The organism is Pseudoalteromonas sp. DY56-GL79 (assembly GCF_041414765.1).
In the GTDB taxonomy this organism is placed as follows: Bacteria; Pseudomonadota; Gammaproteobacteria; order Enterobacterales; family Alteromonadaceae; genus Pseudoalteromonas; species Pseudoalteromonas piscicida.
The window spans coordinates 1-24,694 of record NZ_JANHZS010000002.1 but is presented as its reverse complement, the minus strand read 5'-3'; the positions used below and the strand labels follow the sequence as shown (position 1 = coordinate 24,694).

The following is a 24,694-nucleotide window of genomic DNA, read 5'->3' as shown; positions in this document are numbered from 1 at the left end:
CGATTATCATTACAACAGCACATACGCGGTATAGCTCAGCACTAAAGTACTGAGCCAAGTCATAGCTAAATGCTGTGGACTTTTTAATGCACTTAACACTAAAAGTGGTAGAAAGGCATAAGGTAATAGACTCACTAAACTCAGTCCCAATAACATATAGACAGGCACTGAAAAACAGACGGCGGCCGTCAGCACAATAATCCAAATACTCTGCTTTGCCGATTGCAGCTTATCTATACTCAACCAATATGCAGTACGGTCGTAGACTTCAGGTTTGAGATCAATGGCAAGGCTCGACCACCATAATAGATTTAACGTCACCAGACCTGGGACGTAATTTGCCATCAGATCGGGGCGCTCTGCGCTTAAGATCGCGCCAAACCATAGCACCAATACACTCATCACAATGCGCCAAAGCAACACAAAATAGTGGTTGTAAGCAAAGCTCAGCCAAAATGTCGTCAATCCTTTAACCATTATCGATAGCGTCACTTTACGCGGTAGCAAAACTGCACAGCCAAGTGCTATTAGATTTACAGCAACCAAATACCAAGTAATTTCGATAACAGCAAAACTGATAATAGCTGTTATCAATAACCCAATACTGGTCCCCAAGGGTCGATAAATAAAACAAAGGGCAATGAAGAATTGCGTCACCGCAAAAACCAGTAATTGCCACGCTTGTGTGATTTTCTCAATTCCAATCGAATAGCAGAGAATTAGAGTCATCAATAATAAGGGATGAACAACAAGCACGGACAACCCATCTGCCACTTTTTGATGGATGGCACGATGGAGGATTGTGTGGTGGTAACTTCTGTGCGCTTTGTCCAAAACCGCATCTCTAAACACAAATAAAATAAAGCTTTGCGCCGCAAGTAATCCCCATGCAATTTGTACCTGTGCAATGGGATTATCACTTTCTACAATTTTACCTATACCCATAAATAGTATTGCGATAAAACCTAGCAGATAAACTTGAAACAATGCAGCTATCATCAAGCCAAATTGCTGAAGTTGCTGGCCTATCGATTGCAGCGATAGGGAAAGTGATGCTTTTCTGTAACGATAGTAATAAAGCATATTAACTACCCTGCTTTGGTGCTAAGGGAATAGAGCGAAATCCAACTTGTAAAAAAGGTTCAGGCTCATGACTTGTCATCAGCACCATGCCAGCGTAGTTTTGCGCAAGCTCAACGATATACTCGCAGCCTGCCGCGTCCAAAGCCGCTGTAGGTTCATCGAGCAATAAATAAGGGGTATTACGCATCAAAGCATTAATAAGCTGAAGCTTCTTTTTGTTACCAGAGGAGAGATCCGCGTAGCGCGTCATTAAAAAGGATTCAAACTGAAAGTCGTTTATAAGCTGCGAAGGAAAATCACATTGCCATGCGGTTGATGTGAGAGTTAATAACTCTTTTGCACGCAAAAAAGCAGGAAATGGAATATTGTCTGACGCAAGTGCAACAAGTGTTTGGCGTTTATCGATTTTCTTGTCTTGTAAAAGAATGTCGCCTTTGAACGCATCATCAAGCCCAGCAATCATACTCAGTAAGGTGGTTTTCCCTACGCCATTCGGCGCCGCTAAACAAATTCTATTATGGTCAAACTGTTGTGAATAGTTGTCAAACAGTACCTCTTTGGAGAAACTTTTACTTAAAGATTTTATCGTTATCATCTTGCTCTACACTATAAATCCAAATAGGGATTTATATTTATGTTTAAAAATGTAGTTGTCATAAAACTTAACTTATTACAAAAGCCAATATTTATCACCTAGTTAGAAAGTAAAATGGCGAATACCACGTACCTTATTTTGTAACAAAGCCTTACATACTACATTTTTTAACATCTTATAAACATCATTAAGTAACCTTTCATTTTTCCATCCTATACTCTTGCTCCGAAATCGCTTGAATAACGACCTATGTTCAAAATATTGATAAAGGAGATCAACTATGAACTTTCGTATCCTAACTGCAGCCACCCTATCCCTATTAGCGGTTGCCTGTTCGTCTGAAGATGTCGAGACCGCCAACTTCGGTTCTGACATCTATAAAAACCAATATAACTTGGTTAATGCCACCGATTATGAAATTGCATTTCACCTTGCTAACACTGAACTAGACGGTGATGAACGAAATGTCGCTGACGATAAATATCGCGTCAAAGTACTCGCTTCCGGTTCAGAACCCGTACGCATAACACACGAACATAACACCAACCGTGAAATCAGTTTTTATGCTGAGTCAGTCAACAAGCTTGGCATGGTAGAACAAGAAAAAATTAAGGTGAGTAATGACCGAGATTATCACTTTGTGGTAATGCAGGATAGCAACGATACCTTAGATATAAAGGTTGTTAGAAAGTCTAAAGATGATCACGATAATAAATTTACCGTACGAGTATTAGCTTCTGAAACAATGACATTAAATATTAACGGTTCAGACGTTGAATTTGATAAAGGAGAAGTCAGTAGCTGGTATCAAGTGGATGACTGTAATCAAGATATTATGATGGGTGATGAGGTTATAAGTCTTTGCAATGCATCGCTAGACCGCTCTTACTTACTCGTCGTCGGTGAAACTGGATTAATGAGCACCGTTTTAGAATACTAATTAATCACCGTCTTTGAGGCTGCCGATATTCCGGCAACCTCAACGGTTAGCCGTCTAGATTTATATTTATAACGCATTTTTTATTCACAAAAAATTCAACTTTCTGTCGAAATAAGTCAATTCTATTCATTTTCAGATCCGACCATACAAAATAGTGACATTTGTCATAAGTCAGTTTTATTAAACTTTCCACGTACAATAAAAATAGAGTTTTAGCTTTAAAAATTAATTAATTCTTTATATCTCATAGAGATAAAAAATAGCTATTAACAACTCCAAATTGCAATCATTTTATAACATTTCAATTATGTTAACGTTGGATTTAATTAACATTAAAATGTCAAATTTTTCGTGTTGACACCCTGAAAACTCAGGCTTAACCTAGCCGCCGTTCTTAAAACACAACAATCAAAAAATCACATTTAATATTTTTTATTTACAAATAAAATAATCTTGTAACAAAGATAGCGACAATAGTATCGCGACAAAGCCGACCAAGTTAACGGATTGGCACACACGGGACGTTGGTTAAGTAGTACTCGCCTCTAACAAGTATGATTGGGTTTTCTAAACAGTTTCCGGTCATACAAAAATATAAGCATTGTGAAAATCACAATCGGATTCATTATTTTAGTCAGAGTAGGAAAGTCATGAACCAGTACAACACAGAAAAGGAAGCAATTCAGGTCGAGAAAAAGCTCGGTAGTATTGTTTTCATCTCGCAAGATCAATCACTTTCTCTGGAGTCAGTGCAAGATTACGCAGCTCAGCCCTTATCCAAAGTAAAATTGGACGAGTTGGCATTAAAAGCTAGAATCGAGCAAAACCGTCAATACCTGGACAATAAATTAGCAAATCAAGAAGATATATACGGCGTGACGACTGGTTTTGGTAACTCAGCAAGTAACCGTATTTCGACTTCTCTCTCTGAAGAATTACAACAAAACCTCATTGCTTATCATGGCTGTGGTGTTGGTGATTACCTTTCAGAGTCTGATTGTGCCGCGACTTTATTGATCCGCATGAACTGTAATGCCAAAGGCTTTTCAGGCGTTAGTTGGGAATTGCTGGCGCAGATGGAAACCTTCCTAAACAACCGCATCATCCCAGCTATCCCTTCTATGGGTTCTGTGGGTGCGAGTGGCGACTTAACACCACTTTCTTATGTCGGTGCCGCACTTGGTGGTAAGCGTAAAGTGTACTATCAAGGACAACTGCGTGACACCGCTGAAGTATTAGAAGAGCTAAACATTGCGCCATACAAGCTAAAGCCGAAAGAAGGTTTAGCTATCATGAATGGTACTTCGGTTATGTCTGCTATCGCCACGAATGCGCTAAAAGACATCCGCCGCGGCATTGATTTAAGCTGTAAACTGATCGCGCTTTATGTCGAACTTATCGAAGGTCGTGCATCGCCATTCCATAAACGCGTACACGAACTTAAACCACACCGCGGACAGCAGATCTGCGCAGAGAAAATTCTAGAACGCTTAACTAACGTCGATCAGCGTTTAGGTCGCAGAAACCGCACCGATGACAACATTGAGTTTGGCAAGCAAGAAACATTCAGGTTACAAGATAGCTATTCAATTCGCTGCTCTCCGCAGGTGTTAGGTCCATTAATTGATGCTGAGATGTGGGCATCACAGATCCTAACGACTGAAATCAACTCAGTGAACGATAACCCACTATTTGATGATGAGAACGACCTTATCCTTAACGCGGGTCACTTCTACGGTGGTCACGTTGCAGCGGTGTGCGATACCCTCAAGCCACTTGTTGCAAACATGGGCGCGTTACTAGAGCGTGAATTAGGCATTTTGGTTGATGACCGCCTTAACGGTGGAATTTCTAACAACTTGGTTGCGCGTGAAGATCTTGGCGACAAAGCTTGGGTACACCACGGTTTCAAAGCAATGCAAATTACCTCTTCTTCTCTTGTTGCAGAAGCACTTAAAAATGCAGGCCCTATGTCAGTATTTTCACGCACAACAGAAGCACTTAACCAAGACATCGTCAGCATGGGCACTATCGCCGCACGTGACCTTCGTCGTATTACAGATCTCATTAAGCCAGTTATTGCTATTCAGGCAATGGCGATCCGCCAGGCATTTTATGTTGATGGGAAAGATGCAAAAGCAGAGAAACTCAACGCACTTTCTCGCGAGTTTTTCGACGAAATTAGCAGCAACTTCCAACCAGTCATTGAAGATAGGCCGATGGATGTCGAAATCAACAATATGGTTAACGCCCTATTTAATGAGCAGTAACCCTCTCTAAGTCATTTTTGAGATGACGATAACGCTATAGCTGGCAGCTTCACTGCAGCCAGCTAGGGCTTGTTGTTGCTCAAAAACCGCTAATGAGACGTAAACTACACACCAGAGAAACTAAAAAGGATATAAAAATGAGTAGCTTAGAATCAATAACACAATTTATTAAACAAGACATCATTGTAGACAATTTAGAAGTGGTAGATAGCATTGATGAAATCGAAGATGATGCTCAACTTATCGGTGACGGTCTAGATCTAGACAGTATCGAGGTGCTCGATCTTGTGGTATCTATCGAGAAAAAATACAACCTTAAGTTCAAAGATTACCCAGAACAAACCATTCAAGAAAAAATGAAAAACGTCAGTACCTTAGCTAGCTTTGTTCACGAACAAGTTGAAGCACAAACAACAGCTGAAGCTTGTTGATCTGACCGTAACCATTTTCGCTTGGAAGGACACCATGCAAACATACAGTGCCATTCGTTCAACACTCATGCAACTGATTGAAGCTGAGTTAGAAGTAGATAAAGAACAACTAGACGTACTAAGTGACGACGCCAATTTAATTGAGGCGCCACTGTTTCTCGACTCGGTCGACCTTATGCAGTTATCTGCTGCATGTAAAAAAGCGTTCCAATTAAAAGACTTGGGCGAATTGAGCACTGTAACTTTGGCGACACTAACACGTCAAATAGCGTTAAACTTAACGCAACAAAAACAAGCAACACCCTTAGAGACTTGGGCAGATCAAGTCACCTCTCTCAAAGAGACCGATTTACTAGCACTGATACAGCGTAGTCTAGAGTGTGAGATCAACGGTCAGGCTCGCCTTATCAAAGACAGTACGCCATGCGATATCATTGTGAGCACTATGGTGTTATTAGCACACAATATCACTCCGGTATTAAGTGCGAATACGGCCGCGAACGCCAATGTGTTTAGCTGGCGAGAGCTCACGCTTGCCAATCAAGAGGTGGAAATTCCGTTTCATTCCATGACGGCATTTTTACAGCACCATAGCGATAAGACAATTGGCTTTGAAACGTCAGGCAGCACAGGTAAGCCACAAACTTGGCATAAATCCATCGCCTCACTCCATGCAGAAGCCGTCACCTTTGCTGACACTTTCTCGTTTGACGCAGTAGATTATTTCTGTGCTTGCGTAGATATCCGCCACATGTTCGGTTTTATTTGGGCATTTATGCTCCCTCTTCAGCTAGGCAAACCGGTGTGTTACGAACTCGGTTCAACACCGGATTTACAACCTGTAAAAGACAAACAGGTAGGTGTGATCTTAACGCCAACTATGTTTGACTTTGTGGCCGATCAGTTAAATCAAAACCACTGTTATTTAATAAGCTCAGGTGCACCATTCAAAGGTGAGAAAGAGCAAAAACTTGCCGACCTTATTTCTTACCTATCACTTTCAATACAAGCTTTTGAAGTACTAGGAAGCACTGAAACCGGCGGTATCGGCTATCGTCCATTAGGCAACAACGAAACGCACTTTACTAAGTTCACTGCCGTCGACATTTATCAAAATGGCGAGCACAAAACCATGTTGAGATCGCCGTTTTTAGTGGCTAATTGTGAAGAGTTTGAGCTCAAAGATAAGCTGATTTTCAGCAATGAAAATCAATTCACACACGGTGGGCGCGCAGACCAAATATTTAAATATGCAGGTAAACGCTACTCGCTACAAAGTATAGAAAAAATCCTCCAAGAACGCTTTGTGGGACTTCGCCATCGCGTGTTTTTTATCGAGGACAATAACAATAATAAAGGGGGCGAGCTGGTCGCCTTTGTCGAAGGACTATCTTGCATCCCTACCCTTCAGGACATCAGAAGTTGGTTTAAAGATTTACCCACGCCGCAGGTTCATTTTTTGGCGCAATTTCCAGAAAACGAACTCGGCAAAATCACCCTCTCGGCACTACAGGAATGCGTACATGAATAATAAACAACAAACTTTCATTACTGGTTATGGTGTGCTCTGTGCAGCAGGCGAAAATCGCCAAGCGCTGCTAACTAGCATCAAGGAAAACCGCACTGGTATTGACCGCATTAATCGTTTCGACACACAGGGACTAACACACAATGTTGGGGCGCTCGCTATCAACTACGAGCACCACAGCGCAGAACATTTTGATATGGATCTGGCGAGCCAATACGCTATCCATGCCGTTACAGAAGCACTTGAGCATGCAAATTTAGCCTTAAATCAGATGGACAGTACCCGTGTGGCATTTATTCTCGGTAATGCTAACTGCGGTATGTTTTCATTGATGGAGAGCCTTAAAGGTCAGCACCAACTGGGGTTTAAGTTTTATCCACCACATCAAATTGCAACCGATGTCAGCCGCCACTTCGGTATTCAGGGCCCTGTAATGACTTTCACCTCGGCCTGTACCGCAAGTAGCAGTGCCATTGCTTTTGCTAAACAACTTATCGAAAACGACCAAGCAGATGTCGTCATTGCTGGCGGTGCGGATGCCCTGAGCGAGCTGGTTTACGGCGGCTTTCAGTCGGTACAGTCCTTGAGTCCTGAGCCTTGTGCTCCGTACAGCGAAAAAATGGGATTAAGTTTAGGTGAAGGCGCAGGTTTTTTAGTCTTTGAATCGCAAACACATGCCAATCAGCGTAACGCAACGCTGCGATATCAACTGCTCGCGACAGGGTCGAGCTTAGATGCTCACCACGCTACAGCGCCTAACCCCGAGGGCGATGGTGTACGCCGCGCTTTTACGCAGACATTGTCCTATGCGCCCGTTGCAGCAAGTGATATTGAATATATCAACAGCCACGGGACTGGTACGCCAGCAAATGATGGCGCAGAGCTAAAAGGGATCCAATCAGCCATTGGTGAACAGGCCATGCGCGACGTCTCGGTTTCAAGTAGTAAATCTTACTTTGGTCATACCCTTGGTGCCGCTGGTGCCGTAGAACTTATTTCAACTTTGGTCAGCCAGGATGAAGGACTTCTACCAGCAACACTGGGGGTCGACTCAATAAGGTCGTGTTGCCATGCGTATCAATTAGTGACCAATCAGGCCAGACCTCAGGTTGTTGATGTTTTTGCGGTGACTAACTCAGCATTTGGTGGCCACAACACCAGCATGCTACTCAGTAAACATCAGAAAACGTCGATTAACACGGCGTCAAAACCGGTGTATCTACTTGCTGCCACCAGCCTGTCTGATACTGAAGTATACAATGCTCGACAAAATAGCACCGACCACTTTGCTGAATTTAACTTAAAACAGCAGTTCCCTGCACTTTTCCAGCGCCGTACACCGTGTGTTGCACAATTTGCCTTAGGTGCCTGCCAATTTACCTTACAAGACAGCGATCTCAATTTAGCACAATTACCACTGCCAGAATTCGCAGCCTACTATGCTAATCCCATTGGCTCGCTGGAAACCTTAGATAAAAACCTCGCATCATTTCAAGATGGCATTGCAGAGCTAAAAAGTACGCATTTCCCCAATACCGTCGTCAATGCCACATTAGGACAACTGGCGCTCGGCTTTGGCTTTAAAAACTCGGCCACTTGTGTGAGTGATTTAGGCAATGACTTTTTACATGCGCTTTGGAGCGCAGCACTTGATATGCGTGAAGGTCGAAGTCGATATGCGATGGTATGTAGCTCGCAAGACGATACAGCACTCTCACAGCAGGTCTGGGCTGCACATCAATTCCAAGCAGATATCGGTCATTTTTCCAGTGCGGCGCTCTTGGCAACCAGCGAGGTGTTACCGGCAGGCTACCAACCTCTCGCAGAGCTCATTGATTTTATTCAAATCAATGATGCGCAGCAGCATCAAGCACTAGACAGATTATTGGCAAGCAATGCTAGGAAGCTAAGCCAAGTGGGCAATGTCGTGTTAAGTACTCATCACGACGAAGCGTTTGCCACCATTGCAGCAAGCTTGGACAGCCATTTACCACAGGCTCAACTTATAAAATATCAACCACAAACCACGCCTCTACACAGTACAGAATTAGCAGTGCGTGCGCTAATGCATGCACTCAACACCCCAGCAGGTGATACCGAGTTAGATCAAACCCTACTCCTAAGCGTTAATCTCGCGGGAAGTATGACGGGATGTATTTTACGAACAGTAAGGAAATAAGATGACGACCGTGATCGAAGTGAAGAACTTAAGGAAGGTCTACAAAAGAACACGAAAAGTTGCCGTCGACGACGTCTCTTTTAGCGTTAGCGAAGGCGAATGTTTTGGACTCCTTGGGCCCAATGGCGCCGGAAAAACCACGACGTTGGAAATACTTCAGGGCTTGCGTAGTGCAACGTCAGGTGAAGTGACGTTATTCGGTCTTAATTGGAAGCAACACGAAACCAAACTTCGCAGCCTTATGGGTGGCGTGATGCAACACAATAACCTCTACGAAAAACTCAAAGTAAAAGAGTGCGTCGAGCTATTTGCCAGCTTTTACCCAAGCTACACGCCAATTGATACGCTGCTTGAGCGCTTCAATTTAAGCGAGAAAAAGGACGCTTGGCTAAGCGAGCTCAGTGGTGGACAAAAGCAACGCGTATTTTTGGCGATGGCAGTGGTTGGCCAGCCCAAGTTGGTGTTTTTAGATGAGCCAACTACGGGACTTGACCCCACGAGTCGTCAGGAGTTTTGGCACATCATTAAAGATCTCAAAGAAGCCGGTACCTGTGTGATGTTAACGACGCACTACATGGATGAGGCAGAGTTCTTATGCGACAACTTAGCCATCATTAATTCAGGTCAAATCATAGAGTCAGGCGCGCCAAGCGACATTATTAATCGCACCTTTGAGACTCCGGTGATTAAAGAACCCAGAAAAGCCACACTCAACGACGTATTTTTGAAACTCACAGGTTCCACGATGGAGAGGGAAAGTTATGCCTGAGTTAAGTCAAACTAAGTTATATCCATTTTGGCAATTAATGATGGTCAATATTCGACCTTTTTTCCGTGATAAAGCGGTATTGCTATGGACATTCGGTTTACCTATTTTTATCGCCCTATTGTTGATCCAAGCCTTCTCCGGTGGACCAAAAATGTCTCCTATGAATGTGGTGGTGATGCATGGCGAGCAAATTGAACAGAAATGGCTTAAAGCGATGGAGGAAGATCCACTCGTTACCGTTACCCGCCTCTCACAAACCGATTCAATTGTGCTGGAAGACAGCTTTGCTTCTGCTCAGCTGGCGGAAGTGATCAGCTCACCAGGCTCAGTGCTACGTAAGCTGCAAAATGAGGTGAGCCCTGAAGTTTACCTTGCCCCCAACGCTATGTTTTCTACTCATAACTCCGATGAGTCGTTAATGGCACGTAACTATCTATTGCGTCTTAAAGCGCAAGCTAACGGCGAAGAGATGCGAAGCAATGTCATTAGCGTCAAAGGTTATCGTTACACTGACTGGTTGATCCCGGGGATCATCGTGTTACAAGTCCTTGGTTTAGCACTGGTGTCGATTGCCAACAGTTTAGTGTCGGACAGACAAAACGGCTTTTTTAAACGTCTACGCCTTTCTCCTTTCAAACGCCGTGATTACATCATTGGGATCGTGCTCGCACGCTTATTCTTACTGGTGTTCCAAATGCTGATTCTGTTCGTCGCCTTTCACTTTTTATTTGGTTACACGCTGCAAGGAAACGTGCTGGATATCATTGCAGTAATGGCACTCGGTTCATTTTGTATCTGTATGCTCGGCGTGTTGGTCGGCGCCCGTAGCCAACGGGTTGAAGTCTCATCAGGGATAGCTAACTTACTTTACTTTCCGTTGATGTTCTTATCAGGCATTTATTTCGACACTGCTAACTTTCCCACTCTACTGCGAGAAATAGTTTCGTTACTGCCAACCACTGCGTTTTTGGATGCACTGCGCTTAGTCGCAAACCAAGGCGTTGAACTGGCTGCGGTAAGTCGTCAACTGATTATTTTAGGCGTCACCAGCGTGGTGTTCTTCCTCATCGTTTACTTCTGCTTTGACTGGGGAGATGAAAAATCATGATCACCGATAACTTGCCGCACAAGGCACCATTTAAGTTTGCAGACAAGATAATCGAACACTCTCCAGGAGAGATGATTGTTGGATTGAAGTTCGTCTCGCATAACGAGCCAGGCCTGCAAGGACATTTTCCGGATGAGCCTATTTTCCCAGGTGTGTTAATCATTGAGACCATGGCGCAGATCAGCGGCTTGTGCTGCAACAACACGCACACAGGAGGCATGCTGTCTTCCATAGAAAAAGCCAAATTTAGTCGCCCTGTTCGCCCCGGTGAAATCATTAAAGTAACGGCAAAACTGGAAACTGAATTTGGTGCGATGGCACGCTTTAAAGCACAAGCACACGTTGAAGATGAGTTGGTTGCAAAAGCCGAACTCACGATTGTTTACACGGATTAAGGAACTTGGTTGTGTTTACTGGAAAGACAGTAGTAGTGACTGGCGTATCCAAAGGGATAGGCAAAGGCATCGCACTCGCCTTTTTGCAAGGTGGTGCTCGAGTATACGGTATTTGTCGCACACAAACCCCCATCGCGGAGTTACATAAACCTGAGTATCAAGCTCGTTTCACTCAACAAAGCGGCAATATTACCGACAGTGAGTTCGTCAATTCCGCTATTCGCCAAGCGATAAGCGACACGGGTCGGGTTGATGTGTTGGTGAATAATGCTGGGATCACGGATGATAGCTTGTTCTCTCAGATGTCGTACGACGCTTTTCATAACGTGTTAGATATCAACTTCAAGGGTACATTGCTGTGTTGTCAAGCGGTATTGCCAGTCATGACTAAGCAAGGTGCAGGCAAGATTATCAACATGGTGTCGCAAAGCGGAATAAGCGGACGTGAAGGTCAAGCTAACTACGCGACCTCAAAAGGCGCAATTATTGGCCTCACTCGGACTATTGCACGGCAATATGGTCACTGTGGTATTTACTGTAACGCACTCGCTCCGACGTTTATTGCAACCGATATGATTGATGATATTCCCGCAAGCATTATCAACCCGGTGCTTAAACATACCGCACTAGGTCGTGTTGGGAGTGTCAAAGAAATTGCCGATGCCACGCTATATCTCGCTTCTAGCGCCTCAAACTACCAAACTGGAAATGTGCTTCGTTTGGATGGAGGCCTTGCGGTATGAATGCTCAAGCGTTTATTTTACTTTATCCAACAAGTGAGTTTGATAGTCACTTCGTTACCCATTTGCTGTCGCAAAAACATCCGTTACTCCTTATCAATGCAAGTGCTGAAGTGCTCGCGCATAATCCAGAAGCGAGCCATATCCAACTTTGCGCTCCCCTCTCGGAGTTAAATACCAATGCATTACTAGATTGGTTTGAAATCAATAATAATCAGCAAGAAGTGATGGTACTGCATTGTGCCAATCGCCTTGATGAAAGCAACCTACTCGAAGACATTGCCGTTGGTGAGCAAGTGATCGCACGCCTAGAAAGCGCATTTTCGGCACTCAGAGTCATCGCCGACAACCTCAGAGTGAGTGGTGGAAACCTCGTCTTTTTAACGCAATCCGACACCTTAAATTACGAGTTAGAGGCCACCGCTAGTGTCTGTAACCACGCTCATAACGCATTGATGATGACGCTCGCGCGCGAATATCAAGGTAGCAAGCTGGCAGTTAACAGTTTTGTGTTACCGCTACTGGCTACCGATAGCAAAGCCGCAAGGATCCAAAAGCGCAACCTAAAAGGAGGCGTACTGGGTGCACGACCTGCGGTATACAGCTATCAAGACTTGGTGGAATACCTAGTCAACTTTATGAAAACCAACTCCATGCTCACCGGTCAATCCATCGCATTCACACCAACGCTGGAGCTCAAGCTATGATGCCGGTTGACTTATACTGTTTCCATCACGCAGGTGGCTCTTCTTTGTTTTTTAGGGAATGGGCCAAACATTTACCTGCGCATTGGCAACTCCACGGCATCGACTTACCGGGCCGTGGTACTAAAGCAGGTATGCAATCTTTACGGGACTGGGATGAGGCACTCAGTCACCTAAGTAGTAGCGCGCAACTTCAGCCGCGTAGTGAGCGGCTGTGCGTGTTTTTTGGTCACAGTCTTGGCGGGATGGTGGCTTATAAGCTTGCCGATCATCTTGCTAAACACGCACTGACAACACCGGATTTACTCTGTCTATCTGGGTGCCGCGCGCCAAGTATTCCCTCGGCTACCCAGTACTCAAAATTGACTGACTCGGACTTGCTCACGACTTTATATCATCTCGACATGCTGCCTAAACATCGTTTAACGAAGGATGTAGAAGCGGTTGTGGCTGCCATGTTTAAAGACGACTTTATGTTAGCCGAGCAACCCGTCAGTACAGACATTACGTTGACGATGCCGGTCGAACTGATCCTCGCCACACAAGATCACTTGGTTAAGCCTGAGTCACACCAAGCTTGGTCTGAGTACTGCGAGAACCATTTTCAGCACCATCATGTCGATGGTGGTCATATGTATTTACAACAACGCCCAACGCTGGCGTGTGAGGTGATTGTCGCCGCAGTAGCGCGACACTTAGCACGCTTGCAGCAAACAAAATACCAAAAAGCAAACTGGCAAAAGCCGTTGTGTTAAGGCGAAAAAACAAGGATCACGCAATGAACTCACTGTCCAATTCCGCCAATTTCAAGTCTCTGACAACGAGGCAACTTCACGTATGGCAAGCCCAACAGCTTGATTTGGCAAATCCAGTATATAACATCGCTTGCGCGGTACAGTTTACCGGCGGGCTCACAGCCGAGGCACTAGAGCAAGCCTTGGTGTTGCTATTTGCAAGGCACCCAGTTTTATCGAGTCGTATTGATGAGGCTCAAGGCGAACCACAACTCGAATTATTAGCCAGTGCCCCTAAGTTATTAGCCGTGCCTGATGAGATTGCCGCTTTTAGTGACTCTATCACCGCCAAAACCTTAATTGAGCAAGCCATCGATATCACCAAAGAGACCTTTCAATTCTACGCTTGTAGCTCGGAAACTCGGTTGCTATTGACCATCAAAGGGCATCACATCAACTGTGACCAGTGGGCATTGCAAGTACTGATGAGCGATTTACTCGCATGTATAGAAGCGGTGCTTGATAACTCTGAACTTGATCTCGCCCCCCTTGATTATCAAGTGATGTTTGAAGAAAAGCCTGAGCGTGCAGCAACCTCACAAAAGAGCGAACTCTATCCTATCGATTTTTACCAGAGTAATACTGAGGCACTAGCGCACCATTATGACGGCATCGCGTTTCGTGAAGAAAACCCAGAGGCACTCAAACAAGTAAAACAGGCAGCCTCTCAAGCTGGTGTTACGAGTTTTAGCGTCGTGCTTGCCAGCGTCTTTTTGACTTTATTTCATACCACTGGGCAAACCGATTTGACCATAGGGATCCCGATGGCTCGCCGCACCCGTAAAACACGCGCGATCTTAGGTCATTATTCAGACGTTGAAACGGTTTCTATTTGCGATATTGAGCAGTACACAGGTGCATCGCTAATCAGTGAAGTCAGTAACCAGCTCACCCAATTACTGCTTTCAGGAAATAATAATAAAGACGCTGCAAAGCATATTAATGTCACCTGTAACTACTTAGCCAAGCTAAAAAGCAATGGCATTCGTCCAGGGATCACCCCGTTGATGATTGGTCGCCAAGGGTACGAACTTGCTTTGGGCACAGCGGGAGATACCATTATCAAAGGGGTATCCATTGAGCCTGGTGTTTCACAATTTGATATCGAATTTACGCATTTTGAAACAGAAGGAGGCCTTTGTCGTAAAGTGGTCGCCGCTAAGTCTGTCTTTTCTCGCGTGGCAATGACACGGATCACCGATATTCAGGCGCGCTTTATTGAATTACTTACCCACTCTAGCGACCTTAATATCGCCGAACTGCCGGTACTGGATGAAGAAGAGCAAAAGCTTATCTTGGCGCGCAGCAATCAAGACAATGAAACGTTCTTTTCCGACACCACTTTAAATCACTGGTTTGAACAAGCGGTAAGTAAGCACCCAGATCAAATCGCGCTACAAACCCAAACACAATCTATCGATTATAAAACCCTTAACGCCAGAGCCAACGCCCTTGCCTTGCATTTACGGGAGCAATATCAGTCTCAGTATCAACAACCCCTCACTGCCGATACGTTAATTGGGCTGTACATGCAGCCTTCTATCGAGATGCTGATTGCAATTCTTGCTGTCACTAAAGCGGGGGCGGCATATGTGCCGCTGTCTCCCGACCATGCCAGCGAGCGAACAACCTTTATTCTAAGTGATACCAACCCAAGCCTGTTGATCGTCGACGAGCAAGAGTATGCCGCCGCACAAGACAAATGCAGTTTGGCGGAGGTGGCTTGCCCATTAATTACGCCACTTAATGCTCAGCAACAAAGCGACACAGCACCTGTCATCAGCCAATCACCGCAGGACTTGGTATACATCATTTATACCTCAGGTACGACTGGCCAACCAAAAGGCGTGATGCAAACTCATGAAAACGTCGCTCGATTGTTCACGGCGACGGAGCAAGATTATGGCTTTGACCATCACGATATCTGGGTGCTTTACCATGCCTATACTTTTGACTTTAGTGTATGGGAAATGTGGGGTGCCCTACTTTATGGCGGTAAACTCTGTATTCCTGACAACAGCCTGATCCGCGATTTTGAGGCCTTTGCAGACTACTGCTCAGACAATCAAGTGACTGTGCTTAATCAGACTCCTGCCGCATTCTATGAATTTAGTGCAGCGGCACTAAACGCAAAATTGAATTTTGACAAACTGAGGTATGTGATTTTCGGCGGTGACAAACTCAACCCCGAAATGCTCAACCCTTGGTGGAACTGCTACGGCGATGAACAGCCGCTATTGGTCAACATGTATGGGATCACTGAAACCACGGTGCATGTAACCTATAAAGCACTCACGCAACAATCAAGTTCTAAAGCCTCTCATATCGGTAGACCCATATTAGATATGAAAGCGTACGTGCTAAATTCCAAATTGCAGTTGGTCGAACCCGGTGCCTGCGGTGAGTTGTATATTGGCGGTGCAGGTCTTGCTCGTGGTTATTTAAACCGCGAAGCGCTCAGTCAAGAACGCTTTATTAGCAGCCCATACGCAAGCGAACAAGACATTCAACAAGGACGAGCCAGACTGTATAAAACCGGTGACTTGGCAAGACGCCTACCGGATGGTGAGTTGGAGTATATCGGTCGTAACGATAATCAGGTGAAGATCCGTGGCTACCGTATTGAACTGGGTGAAATCGAAAGCGTGATCAACCAATTGCCAGAAGTTGCCCAAGCAGTGGTTATCAACCGTACCTTACAAAGTGTTCCCTACCTAGCCGCTTATATCAAGTTTAAGCCACAACATCACGGCCAAACTGCCCAAGTGAAAGCCCATGTGAGTCAAGCGCTACCCAGTTATATGCAGCCAAAAACATGGACTGAGCTTGCGGAAATACCTTTGACTGGCAATGGTAAATTAGACCGTAAAGCGTTGCCAGAGCCTGAGCTGGTAAGCCAAAGCGAATATGTAGCGCCGCAAGACGAAACTGAAGCGCAACTGTGTGAAGCATTTAAAACTTTGCTTGGTGTTGAGCAAGTGAGCACCAAAGATGATTTCTTTGCTATCGGTGGTGATTCTATTCTCACGATTCAACTCGTTGCTTTGCTCAGAAAGCAAGGCATTGAACTACAAGTAAAAGATATCTTTGACTGTCCAACTGCAGCGGCGTTAAGTCAGCGTATTGTTAGCGTACAAGCGACTCAACGAGAGATAACACAAGAGCAAGGCCTGCTGAGCGGACGCTTTGATCTACTGCCAATTCAACAATGGTTTTTCAATAAAGCACTACCGGAGGAAAATCATTGGAATCAAGCATTTGCAATCAGGATCCCAAGCGGCTATAGCCAAATTCAATTACAAGAGGCGCTACACAGTTTAAGTGATCAACATGATATGTTGCGCACAACCTTTATGGAATTTGAAGGCCATATTACGCAAGAATATAACGATGTTAGTACGATGGCGCCACTCAACGTCCTTAACGGCAAGTCGCACGATGTACAAGCAGAGCTCAACGCGCGACAAAGCCAGTTCGATATTTGTAATGGTCCACTTTGGCAAGTTACACATATCGAAGCATTTTGTGAAGACTATGACCTGCTTCACTTTGCGCTTCACCACTTAATCATCGACGCGGTTTCTTGGCGGATCATCGCGCAAGATCTGCAAACTCTTTTAGCGCAAGGAGAATTGCTGAGTAAACGTACCAGCTATCGTCAATGGGTAGAAATGATGCAAGCGTACCCAGCAGCACACCCGCAAGAAATGGCATTTTGGCAGCGTTTAGCAACCAACTTGCCAAGCTATCCGCCAAGCATGGCTGCAACACCGTCAACCGCGTGGTTAGAGCTAGACGCGCAAACCACGGCTCGCTTAATACGTGACGCGAATGCAGGCTTCAATACGCAAGGTGAAGAGTTACTACTGGCTGCTTTGTGCCAAGCATTGAGTAAAACCTTTAAGCAAACTCAGCATGCTATCACGTTGGAAAGTCATGGTCGTGAGATGTGGCGTGATGATGCTGATATCAACCAAACAATTGGCTGGTTCACTTGCTTGTACCCGCTACGCCTGACTCAACAAGCGACACTAAGCGACACCATTATTGATGCCAAAGAAGCGCTACGCCAGATCCCGAATAAAGGTCTTGGTTTTGGTAGCGCACAACTGCAAGACACCAGCTTAACGTTGCCAAATATTAGCTTTAACTACCTAGGCCAAATGGGTGGGCAAAGCGATGCGCTTTGGCAGATAGACAACCAACTGCAAACCGAAACAAGTTCCACACAAAACGGCTCGGATCTGATCCTCGATATCAATGCGCTGGTTCAGGGCGAGCAACTCAGGATCAAAGTGGATTCATTACTAGATGGCAATCTTACCGATGCCTTCGCTAATCACTTAACACAAGCGCTGCATGATGTATTGGATACGGCGATCGAGGCGAAAAAGCGCGGTGGTGTAAGCACCCCTAGCGATTTTGGTGCGGGCTCGCTTTCTCAGGAGCAACTAGCTGCACTGCAATCCCAGTTAAGTGAAACACAACTAGAACAAACCACGACTCAGTCTGAAAAAACACAAGAATTAGAGATTTAAACCATGTTGAATTTATGCCAATCACTTGCAAAGGATAACATTGCGCTTTGGGCCAACGGCGACAAACTTAAGATTGTCCATGGTGAGCAAGGACTCAGCCAACAATGGGTTGACTACCTCAAAGCAAATAAAGCCGCATTATTAGATTACCTTGTATCGCAGCAAGTTTTTTCCGAGCAAGACTTTGAACAGTTACTAGCGGCTGAGCGTAAAAAAGCATCTGAGATCCGTGCCATCTTTGATGCTAACAGTATGCAAAAAGGTTTTATTTATCATCACCTTGCCCAGCCAAATGATGATGCTTATCGAGTTCAGTTAGTCATTGATTACCATCAAGCACTCGATGTTGATGCTTACCAACAGGCTTGGATCTTGGCATCAATGCGTTACCCTGCACTACGTACTGCATTCAACTGGGAAAATGAAATCATCCAAGTGATCAAAGGAGGAGCTGGATTTACCGCAAATCACTTCCGTTTTCACGACTTCAGTAGGTTAGACCAAGTTGAACAACAGACGCGTATCGATAAGCTCATTCACGACGACCGTAATACGCCTTTCGATTTGACTCAACCTGGATTAATGCGTTTTGCTATCGTTAAACGCGCTGATGCACATTACACTCTAATTAAAGCAGAGCACCACAGCATCAGCGATGGCTGGAGCTTTCCGGTGATGCTGCAAACCGTGCATCAAAACTACGCCAAACTAACCAAAGGCGAGCCGGTCATTGTTGAAGAAGAAACGGCTTACCTGCAAACACAAGCGCGCTATCAGCAAAATCAAAAATCTAGCGATAGCTATTGGCAAACCCAAAAGGCACAATTTGGTGAGCCCAATGATATCAACCGCTTATTGAGTAAAAATATTGACCAATCTGGCTCGTCACAGATCCAAAAAGCGGCGGCGAGCGAATTAAAGCTCTCTTCAGAGCGCCATCAACAGCTCAAAGCTTTTGCTAAACAGCACGGACTCACGCTGAACGTCTTAATGCAATTTGCTTGGCATAAAGTACTGCAATATTACTGCGACGCTGAGCAAACCATAGTAGGCACAACGGTCTCGGGTCGTGAACTACCCATCGACGGGATCCATGCCAGTGTTGGTTTATATATCAATACCCTACCTCTTTCCCTTGATTGGCAAGAAACGGCCAGTATTCGCACCCAGCTTACAGCGCTGAAAGAAAAAATTGCAGAACTTAACGGCAACAGCAGTGTTTCACTGTCGCAACTACAAGAGCCGAATACTCGCCTGTTCAACAGTCTATTTGTATTTGAAAACTATCCGACGCCAGCGGGACAAGACGTACTCGAATGGTCATTCGATAAGATGATTGAAAAAGTAGACTATCCGCTCACCATCAGCATTGTTGAACAACAAGATATCTTGCTACTTAAGTTGAGCTTCTGCGAAACCATGCTGGCACCAAGCAAAGCACAGCGATTGCTCACCCAAATGACATTGGTGTTAGATGCCATTATTGCTGATGAAAACCAGTCGCATAGTCAAATTTCTTTGTTAAGTAATGATGAGCGAACACCCATGGTTGAGGTAGACGAGCATGCGGATTATTTGCACGCTACTATCCATGAATTGGTTGCTCAGCAAGCACAAAAAACGCCAGCTCGAATAGCGCTGGTTGAAGGCGAAATGCAGCTGACCTATCAAGAATTAGAACAAAGTGCGAATAAGCTTGCCGCCTACATTAAAGATCATGTGGACGTTGGCGCTAGCCATCGCTTTGTTGGGCTGTTCTGTGAACGCTCTATTGCAATGGTAATCGCAAAACTGGCTATCCTAAAGGCGGGTTGTGCTTATGTACCGCTTAATCCTGATTATCCAGACCAGCGCATAGAGTATATGCTCAACGACACGCAACTTAGTTTGATTTTAACACAAAGCGAGCTGCGCCCGCGTATCGAAGCACTCGTTGCAAGTTGTGATGCTGAGCCGCAAATTACCTGCTTAGATAGCTTGTCTTTATCTGATGCAGCGCCGGTACTGTCAGGCGCACATGCGCAAACCGAAGCCTATGTGATCTATACATCGGGTACGACAGGTGAGCCAAAGGGCGTGGTCGTTCCACACCGTGGCGTTGTTTCTTTGGTACAAGATACTGATTTAATTAACACGTCAGAAAACGACGTGTTTATTCACCTCTCTAATCCAAATTTTGACGCCGCAACGTTTGAAATTTGGACACCACTGATAAACGGCTGCAAATTGGTTGTAGCAAGTGCGCAACAAGGTGCGGATCCTGACAGTCTATCAAGGTTAATTAAACAGCACGGTGTTAGTGTACTTTGGCTAACGCGCACACTGTTTGATTCGCTGTATTTACAACAACCTGATATTTATGACAATGTCCGCTGCGTACTAACAGGCGGAGAGGCAATCACTCCAAGCATAGTCAAACGCATTCTCGCCAGAGATACGCGACCAGAGTTGGTGATAAACGCGTATGGCCCAACTGAAAGCACGACATTTACCACTTTCTATCCATGTGCCAATATTGATGGCCCGGTGCCCATCGGCCAAGCCATTAATCATCGCCAAGTATTATTGCTTGATAAACATCTTAATCCAGTGCCATACGGCGCGACAGGCGAGATATTTATAGCGGGTGCCGGACTTGCCTGTGGCTACCTTAATAAACCCGAAATGAGTGCTGCGCGCTTTATCGATAACCCGTTTGCAAGCACAAAGGCCAAACAACTCGGCCTAGATAAACTGTATAAAACGGGAGACTTAGGACGTTGGTCCGAGTCTGGTGTGCTAGAGTTTTTAGGCCGTAACGATCACCAAGTGAAGATCCGCGGGTTTAGGATTGAGCTTGCTGAAATAGAAGCACAGCTCAACGAATTGGCGCAAGTGAAAGTCGCCGCTGTGGTGGTATTCGAACAAGCGGGCAACAAGCAACTTGCCGCATACGTGGTGCCAGAGCACGGCGAGTTAGACCTAAATGCAGTAAAACAGGAACTGGCTCAGGTTTTACCTAGCTATATGATCCCAAGCTACTTTGAAGTGATGTCGGCGTTACCGTTTAACAACAATGGTAAGCTGGATCACAAGCAATTGCCTACTCCAACCGTGGTGGATGAAGACAACTATCAAGCACCGAGCAGCGAATTAGAAAAACAATTGTGTGGTATTTGGCAGTCAGTCTTGGGTCTAGAACAAGTGGGCGTTAATGATGACTTTTTCAAAGTCGGTGGCGATTCTATTGTCAGTATTCAACTTGTGTCTGCGCTGCGTAAAGCTGGCTTTAACCTTCAGGTTAAAGACATCATTGACGCCCCAAGCGTGGCAGCGCAGGCCTATTTAATTCAACACGTTAGCACTGAAACCATTGAGCTTATCACGGAGCAAGGTAGGTTGAGTGGCGAATTTGCACTACTGCCAATCCAACAGTGGTTTTTCGATTTAGGGCTACCAAATCCACACCATTGGAACCAAGCATTTACCCTTAACTTGCCTGAACACATTGATTACAAAGGGTTGACTCAAGCTATTCAAGCGCTGAGCGAGCATCATGACATGCTGCGTTGTCACTTTGTTCAGACCTGCAACGGGGTAAAACAAGCGTACCAAGCGGCGATAGAGTTTGAAGTCCCATTACTTGATGCAACAACTCTGAGTAAGGACGCGTTATTTACCGAATTGACCAAACTACAAAGCCAATTTGATTTATTCAATGGCCCCCTGTGGCAGGCAGCGTTGGTGAAAACGGCCGAGGGCAGTCAGGTATTCTTTGCCTTCCATCATGCCATTATTGATGTGGTATCGTGGCGGGTGTTAAGCCAAGACTTACAAACCCTATTAAGTGGTGAAGCACTAACAGACAAGCTTACTAGCTATCGTCAGTGGGTGGATGCCATTGCCACCTACCCTGCGGCTCACCCTGAGCAAGCGTACTATTGGCAGCAGGTACAAAAAGGCTTTACTAGCCAACCCACTTACTCAGCACAATCACAATACAGCATCACGTTTGAGCAAGAGACGACCGCTAAATTACTACGAGATGCCAATCTTGGTTTGAATACTGACATTAACGACTTGCTTTTGGCGGCACTCAATATTGCCCTACACAGCACTTTTGACAGTACCGTTAATCATATTCAACTTGAAGGTCATGGTCGTGAAAATATAGATCCGCGCTTGGATGTGTCGCAAACTTTAGGCTGGTTTACCAGTATGTATCCTGTGCGTCTTGAACACCACGACGACGTTATTGCAACCATCGCAAACACCAAAGAAATGCTGCGCCACATTCCGGACAAAGGCGTGGGCTATGGCGCTTTTGTGCAAGCAGACAAAGTCAGCGCAATTCGCCCTCAGGTGAGCTTTAACTACCTAGGTCAATTGAATCAGCAACAACAGCAAAGCCGAGACTGGCAGCTGGATGATACTCAAGCAGGCTATGTGATGACTGAGGCAAACGCTCAGGCTGACAATGCACTGCTACTCAACATCAATGGCGCAGTTCGCGGTGACAAGCTTCACTTTGATGTGGTTTCGAGGTTGAACCAATCACAGTCGCTGGCATTTGTTGAGCACTTTGAAATGGCGCTTCATCAGGTCATTAATGCAAGCTGTGAACTAGCCGCGCAAACACCACAGCAAACCCCAAGCGATTTGGGATTAAGCGACTTGTCTTATGGTCATTATCAAGCGCTGAGCAAACACTATAATATCGAAGCACTTTACCCTGCTAATAGCTTGCAACAAGGTTTTATCTATCATGCTGTTAACTTCCCAACGGATGATGCCTACCGAGTGCAATTGGTCATGGATATTGAACAAGCGCTGGAGGTTAAACATTTTATTCATGCTTGGCGTTTAGCGTCGCTTCGCTTCCCTATTCTACGCACCGCTTTTGATTGGCAAGAGTGCCTACTCCAAGTGGTGTGTCGCGACGCCAGTATTGATGACAACCATTTCACCATAGTAGATCTGTCATCCCTTGACGAGCACCACCAACAGCAAGCCATCAGCAAAGCTCAAGCCGAAGATCGACAAGTTCCGTTTGATCTAAGTCAACCGGGGCTTATTCGCTTCACCTTATTTAAGCGCAGTGAAAACCTCTACACACTTATCAAAACCGAGCACCATGCCATTAATGATGGCTGGAGTGGACCGTTAATGCTGCAAGCAGTCGCTGAGTATTATCGCCAGCTTTGTGCAGGGAAAACACCTGAGGTGCAAGCGCAGCAAACCTATTTAGAGGCGCAAGCTTATTACCTTAAAAATGCCAAGCAAACTCAGACATACTGGCAGCAACAACAAGCCGAATTTGATACCGCAAACGATATTAACTTATTACTCGGTGGTCAGTATGACTTGTCGCAAAGTCGAATCGTTGAGCAAGTGCAATCGCTGCAGTTTAGTCTTCAAGGCGAGGCGTTTAGGTCGCTACAACATACTTGTCAACAAGCTGGCGTAACCCTCAACGTTGCACTGCAATTTGCTTGGCATAAGTTACTGCAAACCTATTCTGGTGATAGCCAAACGATTGTTGGTAGCACAGTTTCCGGTCGTGAAATTCCAGTCAATGGGATTGAACAAGCGGTCGGTTTGTTCATCAACACCTTACCTTTAGTGGTGAATTGGCAAGCAGAAGCAAGCTGTAATGACATCCTCAAAGCCATTCAAAAAGGCGTCGCTGCACTCAATAGCCACAGCGATATGAGCTTGTCGAAGCTGCAGCGTGATGGTCAACGCTTGTTCCACACCCTCTTTGTATTTGAAAACTACCCGACTCCAGAAAATACTGGCAGCTGGAAGTTCAGAGAATCAATAGAGAAAGGCGACTATCCGCTTTCTGTGGTGGCCCAAAGCGAGCAAGACCGCTTAGACTTTGTGATGCACTACAACGGGGAATGGTTAAGCACAGCTCGGGCAGAGTGGATCCTTGACCAAGTACAAGCTATTTTAATTCAGCTTGGGGAGCGACTAACACAAAGCCATCAAAGCATTAGCTTGGTCAATAACCAAATGCAGACCACGCTCAGTCAATGGCACGACAACGCAGAATCGTTTGCCATCGATAAAGATTTGGCCAGCTTGATAGAGCAACACGCCGCTAACACGCCAGAGCAGACCGCCTTGTTAACCAGCAGTGGTGAAGCGCTGTCTTATGCCGAAGTGAACGGTAAAGCCAATGCACTTGCACAGCAAATCATTGCTCAGCATCCCAAAGCCCAAGCTGGCCTATTGCCTGCCGATACCCCTATCGCCCTCTACTTTTCTCGCAGTAGTGAGATGCTCGTTGCTATTTTGGCCGTGCTCAAAGCCGGTGGTGCCTATGTGCCTGTTTCACCAGATTATCCCGAAGCTCGGGTTGAGTTTATTTTAACCGACACCAACACCGACTTAGTGCTAACGCAGGAAAGCCACTTGCCATCACTTAAGCCTGTGCTTGGAAAAACGGCGGCGCTCGGCGTAAACACCCATGCGCTGGCGGTGGAGCACGAGAACTTAGTGCGTCCAACCGCGTTGGCTAACTTGGCTTATACCATCTACACCTCAGGAACAACCGGGCAACCAAAAGGCGTAATGCTCACTCAGCACAATGTGCTTTATTATCTTCACGCCATAACCTGCCAGTTAGGTGACAA

15 protein-coding genes are annotated in these 24,694 nt (G+C 45.4%); 13 read left to right on the top strand and 2 right to left on the bottom strand.

Annotation, left to right across the window (positions count from 1 at the left end):
• Window positions 1-9: 9 nt before the first annotated feature.
• Both NO992_RS01475 and NO992_RS01470 read right to left on the bottom strand, forming a co-directional pair.
• The gene (locus NO992_RS01475; RefSeq protein WP_371373792.1) at window positions 10-1,083 is read right to left on the bottom strand and encodes a DUF6136 family protein; all 1,074 of its coding nucleotides are present in this window, start codon (window positions 1,081-1,083) and stop codon (window positions 10-12) included.
• A 1-nt stretch (window position 1,084) separates the two neighbouring features.
• The gene (locus tag NO992_RS01470; RefSeq protein WP_371373788.1) at window positions 1,085-1,678 is read right to left on the bottom strand and encodes an ATP-binding cassette domain-containing protein; all 594 of its coding nucleotides are present in this window, start codon (window positions 1,676-1,678) and stop codon (window positions 1,085-1,087) included.
• Between the two features lie 280 nt (window positions 1,679-1,958).
• On the opposite strand from NO992_RS01470, the gene NO992_RS01465 reads away from it, so the two are divergent.
• The 13 genes from NO992_RS01465 to NO992_RS01405 form a co-directional block, all read left to right on the top strand.
• Window positions 1,959-2,618: a hypothetical protein gene (locus tag NO992_RS01465; protein ID WP_010369395.1), complete on the top strand. Its 660-nt coding sequence runs from the start codon at window positions 1,959-1,961 to the stop codon at window positions 2,616-2,618.
• Between the two features lie 650 nt (window positions 2,619-3,268).
• The gene (gene hutH / locus NO992_RS01460) at window positions 3,269-4,888 is read left to right on the top strand and encodes a histidine ammonia-lyase (RefSeq protein ID WP_253105226.1); all 1,620 of its coding nucleotides are present in this window, start codon (window positions 3,269-3,271) and stop codon (window positions 4,886-4,888) included.
• Between the two features lie 137 nt (window positions 4,889-5,025).
• Complete coding sequence (locus NO992_RS01455; protein ID WP_010369398.1) at window positions 5,026-5,319, top strand: phosphopantetheine-binding protein; 294 nt, start codon at window positions 5,026-5,028, stop codon at window positions 5,317-5,319.
• A 34-nt stretch (window positions 5,320-5,353) separates the two neighbouring features.
• On the top strand, window positions 5,354-6,850 hold the full coding sequence (locus NO992_RS01450) for an AMP-binding protein (protein WP_371373784.1): 1,497 nt from the start codon (window positions 5,354-5,356) through the stop codon (window positions 6,848-6,850).
• On the top strand, window positions 6,843-9,026 hold the full coding sequence (locus tag NO992_RS01445; protein WP_371373781.1) for a beta-ketoacyl synthase N-terminal-like domain-containing protein: 2,184 nt from the start codon (window positions 6,843-6,845) through the stop codon (window positions 9,024-9,026). Before NO992_RS01450 ends, NO992_RS01445 begins: the two co-directional genes overlap by 8 nt.
• Before the next feature lies 1 nt (window position 9,027).
• A complete protein-coding gene (locus tag NO992_RS01440) occupies window positions 9,028-9,795 on the top strand; it encodes an ABC transporter ATP-binding protein (protein WP_010369407.1) in 768 nt (255 codons plus the stop codon).
• A complete protein-coding gene (locus tag NO992_RS01435) occupies window positions 9,788-10,903 on the top strand; it encodes an ABC transporter permease (protein ID WP_010369409.1) in 1,116 nt (371 codons plus the stop codon). The genes NO992_RS01440 and NO992_RS01435 overlap by 8 nt, the downstream gene beginning before the upstream one ends.
• Window positions 10,900-11,298, top strand: a complete 399-nt coding sequence (gene fabZ / locus NO992_RS01430) for a 3-hydroxyacyl-ACP dehydratase FabZ (protein WP_017218124.1) — start codon at window positions 10,900-10,902, stop codon at window positions 11,296-11,298. The genes NO992_RS01435 and fabZ overlap by 4 nt, the downstream gene beginning before the upstream one ends.
• An 11-nt stretch (window positions 11,299-11,309) precedes the next feature.
• Window positions 11,310-12,041, top strand: a complete 732-nt coding sequence (locus tag NO992_RS01425) for an SDR family NAD(P)-dependent oxidoreductase (RefSeq protein ID WP_010369414.1) — start codon at window positions 11,310-11,312, stop codon at window positions 12,039-12,041.
• Window positions 12,038-12,745, top strand: a complete 708-nt coding sequence (locus NO992_RS01420; RefSeq protein WP_045965006.1) for a hypothetical protein — start codon at window positions 12,038-12,040, stop codon at window positions 12,743-12,745. The genes NO992_RS01425 and NO992_RS01420 overlap by 4 nt, the downstream gene beginning before the upstream one ends.
• Window positions 12,742-13,497: a thioesterase II family protein gene (locus tag NO992_RS01415; protein ID WP_253105217.1), complete on the top strand. Its 756-nt coding sequence runs from the start codon at window positions 12,742-12,744 to the stop codon at window positions 13,495-13,497. The genes NO992_RS01420 and NO992_RS01415 overlap by 4 nt, the downstream gene beginning before the upstream one ends.
• A gap of 23 nt (window positions 13,498-13,520) precedes the next feature.
• The gene (locus NO992_RS01410; RefSeq protein WP_371373774.1) at window positions 13,521-18,074 is read left to right on the top strand and encodes an amino acid adenylation domain-containing protein; all 4,554 of its coding nucleotides are present in this window, start codon (window positions 13,521-13,523) and stop codon (window positions 18,072-18,074) included.
• A 3-nt stretch (window positions 18,075-18,077) separates the two neighbouring features.
• Window positions 18,078-24,694, top strand: a 6,617-nt coding sequence (locus NO992_RS01405; protein WP_371373771.1) for an amino acid adenylation domain-containing protein, incomplete at its 3' end; no start/stop codon positions are given.

What these genes read in the sequence shown, in the direction of transcription:
- NO992_RS01475 (WP_371373792.1), bottom strand. Translation starts at nt 1,083, where the DNA reads ATGCTTTATTACTATCGTTACAGAAAAGCATCACTTTCCCTATCGCTG.
- NO992_RS01470 (WP_371373788.1), bottom strand. Translation starts at nt 1,678, where the DNA reads ATGATAACGATAAAATCTTTAAGTAAAAGTTTCTCCAAAGAGGTACTG.
- NO992_RS01465 (WP_010369395.1), top strand. Translation starts at nt 1,959, where the DNA reads ATGAACTTTCGTATCCTAACTGCAGCCACCCTATCCCTATTAGCGGTT.
- hutH (WP_253105226.1), top strand. Translation starts at nt 3,269, where the DNA reads ATGAACCAGTACAACACAGAAAAGGAAGCAATTCAGGTCGAGAAAAAG.
- NO992_RS01455 (WP_010369398.1), top strand. Translation starts at nt 5,026, where the DNA reads ATGAGTAGCTTAGAATCAATAACACAATTTATTAAACAAGACATCATT.
- NO992_RS01450 (WP_371373784.1), top strand. Translation starts at nt 5,354, where the DNA reads ATGCAAACATACAGTGCCATTCGTTCAACACTCATGCAACTGATTGAA.
- NO992_RS01445 (WP_371373781.1), top strand. Translation starts at nt 6,843, where the DNA reads ATGAATAATAAACAACAAACTTTCATTACTGGTTATGGTGTGCTCTGT.
- NO992_RS01440 (WP_010369407.1), top strand. Translation starts at nt 9,028, where the DNA reads ATGACGACCGTGATCGAAGTGAAGAACTTAAGGAAGGTCTACAAAAGA.
- NO992_RS01435 (WP_010369409.1), top strand. Translation starts at nt 9,788, where the DNA reads ATGCCTGAGTTAAGTCAAACTAAGTTATATCCATTTTGGCAATTAATG.
- fabZ (WP_017218124.1), top strand. Translation starts at nt 10,900, where the DNA reads ATGATCACCGATAACTTGCCGCACAAGGCACCATTTAAGTTTGCAGAC.
- NO992_RS01420 (WP_045965006.1), top strand. Translation starts at nt 12,038, where the DNA reads ATGAATGCTCAAGCGTTTATTTTACTTTATCCAACAAGTGAGTTTGAT.
- NO992_RS01415 (WP_253105217.1), top strand. Translation starts at nt 12,742, where the DNA reads ATGATGCCGGTTGACTTATACTGTTTCCATCACGCAGGTGGCTCTTCT.
- NO992_RS01410 (WP_371373774.1), top strand. Translation starts at nt 13,521, where the DNA reads ATGAACTCACTGTCCAATTCCGCCAATTTCAAGTCTCTGACAACGAGG.